The 12,647-nt window shown below is 42.3% G+C and carries 8 protein-coding genes; all 8 read left to right on the forward strand.

Annotation, left to right across the window (positions count from 1 at the left end; all coding sequences use genetic code 11):
* Positions 1 to 38: 38 nt before the first annotated feature.
* Positions 39 to 1,415 carry an OmpP1/FadL family transporter gene (locus tag EDC63_RS13435; RefSeq protein ID WP_124947188.1) on the forward strand — a complete coding sequence of 459 codons (1,377 nt, stop codon included), beginning with the start codon at positions 39 to 41 and terminating at the stop codon, positions 1,413 to 1,415.
* Positions 1,416 to 1,555: 140 nt separating this feature from the next.
* Positions 1,556 to 3,094: an Ig-like domain-containing protein gene (locus EDC63_RS13440; RefSeq protein ID WP_124947189.1), complete on the forward strand. Its 1,539-nt coding sequence runs from the start codon at positions 1,556 to 1,558 to the stop codon at positions 3,092 to 3,094.
* A 1,318-nt stretch (positions 3,095 to 4,412) separates the two neighbouring features.
* The gene (locus EDC63_RS18830; protein ID WP_223248361.1) at positions 4,413 to 5,084 is read left to right on the forward strand and encodes a VPLPA-CTERM sorting domain-containing protein; all 672 of its coding nucleotides are present in this window, start codon (positions 4,413 to 4,415) and stop codon (positions 5,082 to 5,084) included.
* A gap of 91 nt (positions 5,085 to 5,175) precedes the next feature.
* Positions 5,176 to 6,384, forward strand: a complete 1,209-nt coding sequence (locus EDC63_RS18675; protein ID WP_189836533.1) for a VPLPA-CTERM sorting domain-containing protein — start codon at positions 5,176 to 5,178, stop codon at positions 6,382 to 6,384.
* A 69-nt stretch (positions 6,385 to 6,453) separates the two neighbouring features.
* Entirely contained in the window at positions 6,454 to 7,209 is a 756-nt protein-coding gene (locus EDC63_RS18835) for a VPLPA-CTERM sorting domain-containing protein (RefSeq protein WP_223248362.1), read from the forward strand.
* A 279-nt stretch (positions 7,210 to 7,488) separates the two neighbouring features.
* A complete protein-coding gene (locus EDC63_RS13460) occupies positions 7,489 to 9,360 on the forward strand; it encodes a tetratricopeptide repeat-containing sulfotransferase family protein (RefSeq protein WP_124947190.1) in 1,872 nt (623 codons plus the stop codon).
* Between the two features lie 182 nt (positions 9,361 to 9,542).
* Positions 9,543 to 11,594, forward strand: a complete 2,052-nt coding sequence (locus tag EDC63_RS13465; protein WP_124947191.1) for a tetratricopeptide repeat protein — start codon at positions 9,543 to 9,545, stop codon at positions 11,592 to 11,594.
* A gap of 131 nt (positions 11,595 to 11,725) precedes the next feature.
* On the forward strand, positions 11,726 to 12,646 hold the full coding sequence (locus tag EDC63_RS13470) for a class I SAM-dependent methyltransferase (RefSeq protein WP_124947192.1): 921 nt from the start codon (positions 11,726 to 11,728) through the stop codon (positions 12,644 to 12,646).
* Position 12,647: the final 1 nt, after the last annotated feature.

Here is a 12,647-nt window from a genome sequence, read left to right on the forward strand (position 1 = left end):
GAGGTTTTAGTAAGACATATGTTAGGTGGAGGAAAAGCATGAGGATTAAATCCAAACGTTTGTTAACAGTGGCAGCAATTGCAGGATTGCTTATTGCGCCTATTAATGCGCTGGCAACGAACGGTTATTTCATGATCGGCTTTGGTGCTGGTTCGACTGGTATGGGTGGTATTGGTGTTACATCTCCTCAAGACTCCATGTGTGTAGGTGGAAATCCAGCATGTTTAGGAGAATTTATAAGCCCGCAGTTTGATATGGGTGCCGGAATTATAAAAGCTGAGAGGTATTCTGGCACTAATATTATGGGGGCAGGCGATGTTGCTAAGTTTGGCCCAAATGGTGTGACAGTATGGAGTGACGTCAACACATATCTTTTACCCGGGATGGGGTTCGTTTTTCCATTTACAGAGCAATTGTCTATCGGAATTGCTGCGCTTGGTAACGGAGGGGCTGGTACAAATTACAAAACTAACTTTTTTTCAGGTACAAATGATCGATTAGGGGTTGACCTTGTTCAATTGATTGTGCCAATTACTGCTGCCTATAAACTTGACGCGACGCATACAATAGGTGCTTCTATCGTGCCTGCGAGCCAACGCTTTAGAGCGAATGGTTTGCATAGTTTTGATGCATTTTCGTCAGATAAAGAGCATTTAACTGATAATGGTCATGATTATGTGAATGGTTTGGGAGTGCGTTTTGGTTGGACAGGTCATTTTTTTGATAATAAGCTCACTTTAGGTGCGACTTATGCATCTAAAGTGTATATGGCAAAATTTGAAAAATATAAAGGGTTGTTTGCTGAACAAGGTACTTTTGATATCCCGGAAAATTATGCTGTAGGAATTGCAATTAAGCCAATTGAAAATTTGACTGTAGCGCTTGATGTGCAACAAATTTTATACTCGGGTGTCTCTTCAGTTGGTAATCGTGGGCCAACCCCAACCGTACTTGGCGTAACTTCATGTGACCAAACGCAACCAGTAACCGCTAACAATTGTGGTGGTACATCGCTAGGTGCTGACAATGGTGCTGGCTTCGGGTGGAAGGATCAAACCGTATACAAGCTGGGTGTGGCTTACAATAACGCATTTCCAAGCTTGGTGGGAGCAAATAAATTAACCCTTCGTGCTGGCGTGAATTACGGCAAAACGCCAATTCAGCAAGATCAACTGTTATTTAGTTTACTTGCACCGGCTGCTAGTGAGTGGCATTACACCGCTGGCTTTACCTATAGTTTGGGTGATCAATCCATAATGGGTTTTGGTAGCGAAGGATTAATTTCGGGAGCCTGGACGCATGCGCCGATGGTAAGAATGTCTGGCCCGGTAATTGGCACGTCAGGTGAATTTGGTATTGCTCAATTTGGCATGCGAATGAATATTTTTGAGCTTGCTTATACCTTAAAATTCTAGGATGAAGAAACTCATTATGTAGCAAAAGAAAATGAGTAGATCCAGAAATTTATGGTTGTAAAAATTGCGTTGTTTGGCAAGTGAGGTTGATAGTGCTCCCTTGCTCAGGACGTTACAGATAATTCAGTACGGAGAGGGTAATGAAAAAAACTTTAATCAGCCTGTCGCTAACCGCGTTATTTAGCGCAGGTATGGCACAAGCGGTCGGTTACACACCAACTGTTACCACCGTTGGTAACAACTTCACTATGGTTAGTGCCGCAAATGGTCTTACCGGAGGCACCAATGATGTAACTTTCACTTGGGATGGTACCTATCGTGGGGCTGTCGTGACAGACGGCAGTAATAACGCTACTTTGTCTTCTCCTACCGCATTTGCCGGTAAAAAATGGACCGCACACCATGTGAACGTCTATGGACCGGGCACCTATACTTTTAATACAGGTTGTGCATCGGGTGGCGTTGCTAGTACTACTTTCAATCCTTCATGCGGAACTGGTCCTTCTTACACGCTAACCGTACCTGCCGGTAAGGTGGGTGCGCATATGCTGTTTGACTGGTCGACCAGCACTGATATCGATGTAGTGTTAGTGTGGGAAATGAACAACTCTTGGGCTGGCACTGGTACCGCATCGGCGTTTAATGCAGGGGGAACAAACACGGTCAATACTGTGTGGAATGGTGTTTCTGCGGACGCTGATGGTGACGGATGGAACGGTGCCAAGATGATCGATGGTCCATTTGTTGGTCAAAGTGCAAATTTCAGCGTGAATGGAATCTCATCTGCAACCCCAGTAGTGTCGACAAATAATCCAACTGGTGCGAGCGTAGGAACAGGAGCTACAGTTGTAGTTGATTTTAATCAGGCAATGAATCCTGCAACACTGACCACTACATCCTTTACAGTGAAAGCTGGGGGGGTTGGGGCAACAGTCTGTGGTGGGGCGATTGTTGCAAGTAATAGCAATAAAACCTTTACTTGCACGCCTACAGCATTAGCCGCAAGTACAGCTTATACGGCGACGATCACTACAGCAGCAACAAGCGCAGCTGGTTTTACGTTGGCAACTAACTATACCTGGAACTTTACAACGGGGGCGGCTGCAAGCACCCTGGCACTATCAGCAACAGGTACTGCCGGTACAACGACTGTAACAATTCCGGGGGGCAATGGAAGTTTAGCTTCGGTAGGGCTTTTAAACGCTTCGCAAGTTAATGCGACACCACCTGCAGGTCTAACGTTCAACGAAGGATTGGTTAATTATAAGATTACGGGAGTTGGTGCAGGTTCAACCGTACCGGTGACAATAACTTTCCCAGCTAGTATTGTTGGGAAAACGCTTTACAAGGTGAATAGTTCTGCTGTTACCCCCGTGTACACAGCGATTCCTGAAGCTGCGTTTACCCGAAATGGTAATGGAACAACAATCACTATGAATGTCACGGATTGTACTGTTGGTCCGTGCGCAGGATATGATACAAATGCTACAGCAGGCATAATTGAAGACCCAATCGGGGCAGGTGCTCCCGTAGCTGCTGCAACTGTCAGTACCTTAAGTAGTCCTGGTGCATCTGGAGGGGGTTGTACTATTAATCACGAAAAATCAGATTTAAGTTTGATTGTGGTGTTATTTGCTAGCTTGGGCTATCTGAGCTGGAGGCGCAAAGCCAATAATTAACATCTTTGTTTCATGGAAGTAAAAAATGCCCCTTTAATATAAGGGGCATTTTTCGTAAATCTGCCTAGACTATAAAAAAATCACAGTTTAATCGCGTTTGACGCGAGCCAACGTATTGTTGTTGTGAGGTTGATTTGCAGAATCATGGGCATTTTGGCATGTGCGGCTAGATTATATTGCTTGGCGCAGGGTCTTAAAGTATTGGTGATGTATTGTTTGCCAAACCTATTACGCAGCCACCTGAAATTCTCTATTTGATTATAATCAATTGTGTAGCAGTATCGTTACAGGTTAATTGGTGTTAGAACTTCATCCTTATATTTTGATTCCACTCCCCCCAACGTTCGTTGGCGCATTGTACTAAAAATTTCCAAAGCGCACCTTCTAATAGAATAAGCAATACTTGAATTACCTCATTATAGAATTCAAGGGCAAAAAACTGGCAGCTTAGTCAGAGTTGATGAATGATGTAAGCAGTAGGCTATAGCGCCACACAATACAGATTAACTGAGCTGTTCTTATATCTAGTGAATACAGTGTGTATTTTTAGACCCGGTAAATAATGCATATCAAAAGTAAAACAGACTGATTTAAAGAAAGGATTAGCAAAATAAGATAGTAATATTATTTAAAAACAATTTACTAAATCGTGGGTGGCTCAGTTGTCTTGTATTTAATTTATGTAGTAATGAAGGAGTTGAGGCGAATTTTAAGTCAAATGCGTAGGGTAAAGCTGTTAAAAGGGGTGAATTTATTTGCAAAAAAACTGAAATGTTTGCAATTTTCAAGGGGGAAAGCTATCTGGTTGGCTGAGGCTAGATATTTTTATAGAAAACATAACTGATTGAAATAAAGAAAATATTGGAATTGTCGGAAATATTTACACAATTGATTGTAAATATTTATGTTTATATTCATTATGTTATGATTTGACAGGTGTTTGTGGTAAATCAATATAAATAAATTAAATAATTATTTCTCCTTTTAAATCAAAGTGGTTATGTAACGTTTGAAAAAAAATTTAAGGTAAGATCAACCTTGGTAGCATGAATAATAATTAATGTATGTCGGTAATCTTTACAAGATAAATCATATTTATATATATTAATATATGAATTAAACGTACTAACTATATGATTTTATATAAATTAATATAATATTATAAATTCTGGCACAGTGTTTGCTTTGTATGAATTGCGGAGTAAGTGGTAGGAATGTACTGCACGTATCCATTCATTTGGTACCGCAATTTAAAGACAGGGAAGTGGATTTATTGGCGCTTATTTATAAGCAAATAACAACTGGACGGAGTTAAAAAATGATTAACATGAAAAAAACAGTATTAGCTGCTGCAGTATTGATGTCTATGGGTGCTGGAGCAACTGCTGCTCAAGCGGCGGTTACAGACTTTTCTTTTAACGGTGTTTTTGTGATGTTTGACGGTTACGACCCAACCTTCAGCAACCCAGCTGATGTGGTTAATAATGGAAATGGTATCGCTGGTGATCCAGTTACAGGTGCGATGCACATGGACTTTGGTACAGGTGCTGGTACAGCTACCATGACTGGTCAGCCATTTTTTGGTTCTGATTGGTTTGCACGAAATATCGTCATGCAAGCTGGACCTACAGGTGTTGTGACCACTATGATGTTTGACTGGGGTTCAACCGTTGGGGCAAGCACCAGTTGGGCTGCGCCAGGTGCTACGGATAACACGGGTGCCAATTACACTCCTGGCACATGCGGTGTGACCAACTGTGATATTCCTGTGACTGTAACGTTTAGCATGACCCCGATTGATCCGATGCACTTTCAAGTAACTACAATTGATAGTTCAATGCCAGCTGGTCCGTTTGCTGGTTTTCAACCAACCTTTAATGGTGTAGCAACCGTTGTTCCTTCAGCTGTGCCAGTGCCAGCTGCTGCTTGGTTGTTAGGTTCTGGTCTGCTTGGTTTGGTTGGTGTTGCACGTCGCCGTAAAGCAGCTTAATTCTGTAAGCTGTTCTTAAAAGCTAATTAGAGCTTTTAATGGGGTTGTGCTGTATTGCACAACCCCAATATCCAATAAGTTTGAGGATAAAATGAATAAATCATCTATTAGTATAGTTTCATTAGCTGCATTAGCTGCGCTAGCTGCGTTAGAAGGGACGGCAACTGCGGCGACCCCAACAACATGGGTGTCTAACTATGATATTAATTCTGCTCAAACAACTATTAAATTTAATGATTGGGGTTATACACCGATTGCAGGTGTAAACGCAAATACTTACCAAATTGGCCCCGGGTTTGACTCGTCCCGGATTGGTCAGATTCAGCATGTTGTCACCACAGGACCGGACGGAATAACTCCGGACCCAGGTCATACTGTATACCAGGATTTTAACGAGCAAAACCCTCCCTTCACCAATGCAAATATGGATAGTGCGGTGAATTTCTACAAGTGGGGTTATACCACAGTAGCTGGCAGCACCTTCAACAACATGCAGATCGATAAGGCTGGTAATTATCATGTTGCTCAAAACGATATGAAATTTCAGTTTTATGACAGCTTTAAATATAGCGATAAGACGGGGGCTAATCCGAATTCGACCTATGATACAAGTATTAATTTTCAACCCTATGCGGTTTCTGATGCAAAGGGATGGTGTGGTTCGGTAATGAGTTCCAATCCGGATAGCCTAGAGAAGATGGCTGGTCAAGTGACTTTTGATTTTGCATTTGATGCTTACTTATCTAACAATTTTCAGGGGGGTGGCCCTGGTGTGACGGGAAACCCGAATTCGGCAATTCAAATTGTGCCGGGCTTTGTTATGCGTAGCTATGGTGACTACGAAGTGAGCTACACCGAAGACGGTTATTCAACCACATATTATGGTAGCGCAGTTGCTAACAACATCAATCCAGTGACAGGTTTGCCTGATCCCGCTTACCATGACAAAGTTTCTTTTCTCGGTGCCGGGGTTGTGCCTAACGGTGTATGGATTAAGATTAATCAGATCAGACCTGATGGGAGTTGGGATTATTCCGTAGCTGCAACACAGGGCGCGGATGGCACGGTAGACGGCGAAGCACGGTCAGATGGTACGGTTTGGCACTTTAACGCTTTCGGTGGCTATGCATTCCTGATGCGCGCTGACGGAATGCGTATTCTTGATTACGTAAACCCTACGGGTCATTCGGATTATGTAACAACGACAAGTGCTGTGCCGCTACCTGCAGCTGCATGGTTGTTGGGTTCTGGTTTGTTTGGTTTGTTTGGTGTCACACGTAATAGGAAACAAGTGTTTTAAAGGGGGCAAAGTTGCCTCATGTAGTTGTTCATTTGCAATGTTTTTATATAATTAATTGGAGGATTTGAAATGATTAGTATGAAAAAAACAGTTTTGGGTGCAGCTCTGGCGATTGCTTTTAGTGCAGGCGCGGCACAAGCTGCTTATACACCGATAGTAACCACCACTGGTAATAACTTTACTATGGTAAGTGCTTCTAACGGACTAACTGGTGGTACGAATGATGTTACATTCTCTTGGGATGGTACATTCAAAACATCAGTTGTGACAGATGGTTCCTACAATGCAACCTTGTCTTCTCCTACCGCCTTCAGCGGTAAGAAATGGACAGCACATAATGTAAATATTTATGGCGCTGGTACCTATACGTTTGATACTGGTTGTGCAACTGGTAATCCTTCTTGCGGTACAGGCCCTAGTTACACTATGACTGTTGGCGCAGGTCAAGTTGGTGCACACATGCTTTTTGACTGGTCAACAAGTGCAAATATCGACGTCGTCGTATTGTGGGATATGAATAATTCATGGGCCGGAACAGGTACAACTTCTGCTTTCTGTGCAGGTACAGGGGCAAATTGTGCTGGGGTAGGTAACTCTGTTACAACGATTTGGAACGGTGTGTCTATCGATACCAATATGGATCCTGATAACTATAGTGGTACCAAGATGATTGATGGTCCATTTGTTGGTCAAAGTGCAAACTTTAACATCAACGGTATTCATGCTCAACCATCTGCTGTACCTGTTCCTGCTGCTGCATGGTTGCTGGGATCTGGTTTAGTTGGTTTGGTTAGTGTGGCACGTCGCAGAAAGGTTGTTGCTTAAGATGTGATAATGGCATGTAATTGTAAGTAACGCATGTCAAATTCAATAAGGGGTCGGTGAGTCATTCCGATCCCTTATTTTTTTGTATTTTATTCAATATTTTTTACATAACATTATGTTATTCTAGGTAAAAGAGTTAAGTGAGTAATATATTCGGTTATAGAAATAAATTTTTATTGATGAATGATTAAAAAATGTAAAGTCATCTGATGCTGTTACTTCAATATAGTTTGGATGCTAATTATTAAATATAATAGTATTAGGAGCATTGAATAAAGCATGCCCAATAAGCAATCTGTTAAGGCGTTGGTTCAAAGTGGGAAATGGGAAGAGGCTAAAATTGAGTGTGTAACTTTTTGCCAGTTAAACCAGAAGGATGCAGAGGCATGGTTTTTATTAGGTGTTATTTATGGACAACTTAATAATTTTGTTGAAGCTGAGAAATGTTGTAATAGAGTAATAACCTTAAGTCCATCCGTCCCTGTTGCACATTTTAATCTAGGTATATCCTTGCAAAAGCTTGGTCGGTATGATCAGGCTGCTAAATCGTTCCGAAGAGCCATATCTCTTAACCCTCTGTATGCAGAAGCGCATAATGAACTGGGCGCAGTGTTACATCTAGGTCGGTACGAACTTGACAAAGTGGCAGATTGCTATCGGCAAGCCCTTGCCTTAAAGCCTGAATATGCAGAAGCGCATTACAATTTGGGTGCGGCGCTAAGAGATATGAAGTTGATTGTGGATGCTGAGGCGCATTTTAAGAATGCTATAAGGCTGAGGCCCGGCATGATTGTGGCTTATGTTGCCTTAGGTCAGATGTATATGTCAGTAGGTTATCTAGATGAGGCTTTTTCAATTTATAAGGAAGCTTTGCTGCTTCATCCCAATGAACCAGATTTAAATTTTCAGTTTGCGATAGTTCAAATGGCCATGGGGCAAAATCAAGATGCGCTTGAATCTTTTCAACACGTATTGAATTTGAATCCTGGAAATCCTGCAGTATGTTCAAACATAGCTAAGCTGTTAGAACGTGAAGGGAAATATGATAAGGGATATGACCTGCTGCGACCATTTCTTGCAAGTGAGGCCCCGGATGCTGAAGTCGTTCTTGCTTATGCAACTTTGGCTAAGCACTTAGGTCACCAGAGTCAAGCTATTGAGTTGATGGAGCGTACTTTGAAGCAGCGAACTTCGGTTGAACAATGCAAACTGTTGCATTTTGCTTTAGGCAAGCTTTGTGATGAAGCACAGAATTATGAGGTAGCTTTTTCTCATTGGGAAGAGGCAAACGGACAAGACAATAAGAAGTTTGATCTGCAACAAAATGTGCAATTGTTTGCGGATTTAAAATCAGTATTTACTGTGGAAAAAGTCTCAAGACGACCTATTGCTTCAAATAAATCTGCTTTGCCTGTATTTATAGTGGGTATGCCTCGCTCAGGTACCAGTCTGGTTGAGCAGATTCTTGCAAGCCATCCTGAAGTGTATGGTGCTGGTGAACTGCATCATATAGGAAATATTATCAATGTGTTGCCAAATGGTTTGAAGAGTAAAATGCGTTATCCATTTTGTATTGAAGATATGGGGGCTGAGCAAGCTGATATTTATGCAAATCGACACTTGGAAAGATTGCAGCAGTTTTCTGCAAAGGTTAGCCGTGTGACGGATAAAATGCCCCATAATTTCCGTCACTTGGGCTTGATCGATATGCTGTTTCCAGGTTCGAGAGTTATACATTGCCTGCGTGATCCGATTGATACTTGTTTATCGATATACTCCTTACCTTTCGGTGTAAACCATGCCTATGCAGCTGACCTTGATCAATTAGGCGCATATTACAAACAATATCAAAGTTTGATGATGCATTGGAAAGAGAACTTACGTATTCCCATTATGGAAGTTCGGTATGAGGATATCATTGCCAATCAGGAAGAAATGACTCGCAAGATGGTTGATTTTTGTGAACTCAATTGGGATGAGCGATGCTTGCAGTTTCATGAAGTCGATCGGGTTGTAACGACGCCAAGTTATGATCAGGTTAGGCGCCCCATTTACAACCAATCAGTGGCTCGTTGGAAAAATTACAAACGACATTTGGGGCCGCTTATTGATGCATTGGGTATGGAAGAAAGTGGAGCGCTAGATCAGTAGCCTAGTTTATAAATATGCTGGATTTTATAGAATACTGCGCTATCCAATTGACTTTCTTATGTATTTTATTCAGCGATATCTAATAATTATGCCTCAATTTAATTTTCATAATTGTTTGTTTTTGTTATTTATTAAGGTTTGATAGTTGTTGTTTTTTAGCAAAGGTTAAGATATTAAAAATTATGAGTAATCAACAAGGCCACTTGCCTGAAGTTAAGGAGCTATTAAAAATCGGGCGCTATGATGATGCTGAACGACTGTTGAGAGATATTTGTGTAGATTCCAATGTGAATGCTGAAAGCTGGTTTTTATTAGGGGCGCTTTCAGGCATGCGAAGCGATGCCATTGGTGCGGAATGTAATTTCCGTAAGGCGCTTTCGCTTGATGCTAGTTTGCTTCAAGCGAAATTTAATTTGGGGATTGCTTTACGTGATCAGGGTCGGTTTGATGAGGCTTGCCTCGAATTTCAAGAGCTTGTTACCAAACAACCCCAGCATGCAGATGCCTTTAATGCTCTTGGTTATGTATATATGCGCATAGAAAATCTTGACGAAGCGGAACGTTGTTTTCGCTCCGCACTGGCAGTCAACAACATGTTTCCGGATGCATTGACGAATCTTGGTAATGTTCTTGCATCCCGCCAACGTATAGAAGAGGCAATTGAATATCATCGTCGTGCACTTATTGTAGCGCCTACTCATGAAGGTGCTGCAATCAATCTAGGTGGTGCACTTTTAATATTGGGACGCTTTGAAGAGGCGATCGTCGCATTCAAGCAGGCTATTGCCACTAATCCCGAAAATGTCGATGCGTATGTTCAGCTTGGCTCAACACTTAATCATATGGGTAACCGGAAAGGGGCGGAACAAGCATTTCGTCAAGCACTTCAATGTTCTCCTGAGCATGATGAGGCGCGATACTTTCTAGCAGCCTTGGGTAATGGCGATCGTCCCCAGACCGCTCCGTCTCAGTATGTTTCAAAGCTATTCGATGGTTACGCTGAAACCTTCGATGCTGAGTTGGTTGGAAAGCTCCAATATCGAATTCCTGAAATGCTTTTTGGTGCGGTATCCGCGGAGATTGCTGAAAGGCGGGATCTGGATGTGCTGGATCTTGGTTGCGGTACCGGTTTATGTGGATTGTTATTTAAACACTTTTCACGCACGCTAGCTGGTGTAGATCTATCATCAAAAATGTTGGCAAAAGCTAATTCCAGAGCGGTTTACGATGAATTGGAGGCTGGAGAATTAACTGCTGCGTTGCATAGGCGTGTAGGAGTGCTTGATGTTGTGTTAGCTGCAGATGTATTTATTTATGTTGGCGATCTCTCATCTGTATTTGAAGCAGTTGCAAAGGCGCTACGTATCAAGGGTGTTTTTGCGTTTTCTGTAGAGAGTGCAAGGACTGAAGAAGATGAGGGATATGTGCTCCGTAGCACAGGCCGCTATGCTCACGCTCAGTCTTATATCATTCAGCTCGCGCATCGCTTTAAATTTGATATAGCTTCGGTTGAGGATTTATGTATTCGCATGGATGACGATCAGCCTGTCAACGGTTCGATCTATGTTTTACGACAGTCGGCATCATCACAGATGTTGGTAGAAGATTATTCTGAGCATCTGATTGCAGTAAAGGATGTTGTGTCGCGTACGCCTGAAGCTACACAGGTAACGGCAAAAAGAAATTACGAATCGTTTCTAGCAGCCATTCCTCTTGAAGTTCATCGACGAGAAGAAAAGCTGCCTGCTGAGCTGAAAAAAATGAATGCGAAACCCATGGTTAAGCTGGCAACTATCCGTAAATCAGTGGAAACCCTGTTTAGTTATGCTGAAAGTTACGTTGCTTGCAGGAAAGGGTGTGCATTCTGCTGTCATCAAGCAGTAGATATTTCCAGGCTGGAGGCAGAGTATATACAGGAAAAAACTGGGGTTAAGTATACTCAGGTAACTAAGCCATCAAGGCGTGATCCACTTGGCTTTTCTGAGAAAACGCCTTGTCCTTTTCTTAAACATGGTTCGTGCTCAATTTATGAGCACCGTCCACTGATTTGTCGAATTGCGGTAAACCTGGATAGTGATCCATATTGGTGTGAATTCGAAAATTGGCATAAACCTGGTGGCGCAGTTCCTAAGCCATCATTTCGTTCAATACACACTGCATATACCGATCTGAATGAAAAGGTTGGTAGCATTAAGGCGGATATTCGTGATTTTTTTCCGATTGTGCCAGATTAGCGTTATCCAAAATATTTTAAATTGGATCGGTGATATTTCAATCCATGTTAATTAGCACAGCCATTAGCTACATGGATTTTGGTTTCTGGTGGAAATATAAATAGATTTTTTTCATTTTCAAGGAAAGTTTAGTGAATCAGATTAATAGAATTAGAGATGAGAACGATCCGCAAACTTTTCCTGCTCCAAGGCAGATAATGACTCGTGAATCGGCAGATATGATAGTTTCAAAGGCTCTTGACAAGTGGAAGTTGGGGTCTAAGGAGGATGCGCAGCGAGTTGCAGCTACTCTTGAAAAAGAATTTCCTGATCAGGCAAGTCCCAATGATTTCTGGCATTCACAATCCTCAGGGGCATTTAGGGATTTTTTTGTTTGGGGGCATAACCATGATTTCGGTTGTGGAATTACTCGACTTGGTGCTATGGATGCCAGGCATCAGGAAATAACATCAGAGGCAATACAATATGGAATGCTTCCCCAAACGCTTGAAGGTAAACAAGTTTTAGATGTTGGATGCTGGTCAGGGGGGGATCTTCTGGTATTGGCAGGCCTCGGTGGCCAAGTCACTGCAATGGAAGAGCATCCTGTTGCTTCTAGAGCTACGCGTCGTCTTGTTGAACTCTTGGGATTAGATACGCCTGTGGTAGTAGAAAGTTTGTATGCTGATAGGCAAGAATGGGCAGGGCGATTTGATTACGCATATTGCTCTGGAGTAATTTATCATGTTACTGATCCGATGCTTTTGCTGCGAATTTTATTTGCTTACCTTAAACCTGGGGGGGAAGTGTTTCTTGAAACCAAGGCGACTACCGGCGAGGGAAGTGTCTGTAGTTATTCAGGCACTGTCGAAAAAGGTTGGAACTGGTATGCACCTAACGAAACAGCATTAGGTCGATGGTTGGTGGATGTTGGATTTGATACTCAATCTGTACGTGTTTATAGACGGGCTAATGGGCGTTTGCTGGCTTATGGTCGCAAAACTGAAGCCTGTGCTTTGCGTGAGACGGCGGGATTCTCACGACCTGGTAGCTGGTTAGAAGGAGTAATCTGAA

The organism is Sulfurirhabdus autotrophica, from assembly GCF_004346685.1.
Taxonomy (GTDB): Bacteria; Pseudomonadota; Gammaproteobacteria; order Burkholderiales; family SMCO01; genus Sulfurirhabdus; species Sulfurirhabdus autotrophica.

Bases quoted from the DNA above. Each gene is read 5' to 3' on its own strand.
- EDC63_RS18835 (WP_223248362.1), top strand. From the start codon at position 6,454: ATGATTAGTATGAAAAAAACAGTTTTGGGTGCAGCTCTGGCGATTGCT.
- EDC63_RS13440 (WP_124947189.1), top strand. From the start codon at position 1,556: ATGAAAAAAACTTTAATCAGCCTGTCGCTAACCGCGTTATTTAGCGCA.
- EDC63_RS13435 (WP_124947188.1), top strand. From the start codon at position 39: ATGAGGATTAAATCCAAACGTTTGTTAACAGTGGCAGCAATTGCAGGA.
- EDC63_RS18675 (WP_189836533.1), top strand. From the start codon at position 5,176: ATGAATAAATCATCTATTAGTATAGTTTCATTAGCTGCATTAGCTGCG.
- EDC63_RS13465 (WP_124947191.1), top strand. From the start codon at position 9,543: ATGAGTAATCAACAAGGCCACTTGCCTGAAGTTAAGGAGCTATTAAAA.
- EDC63_RS18830 (WP_223248361.1), top strand. From the start codon at position 4,413: ATGATTAACATGAAAAAAACAGTATTAGCTGCTGCAGTATTGATGTCT.
- EDC63_RS13460 (WP_124947190.1), top strand. From the start codon at position 7,489: ATGCCCAATAAGCAATCTGTTAAGGCGTTGGTTCAAAGTGGGAAATGG.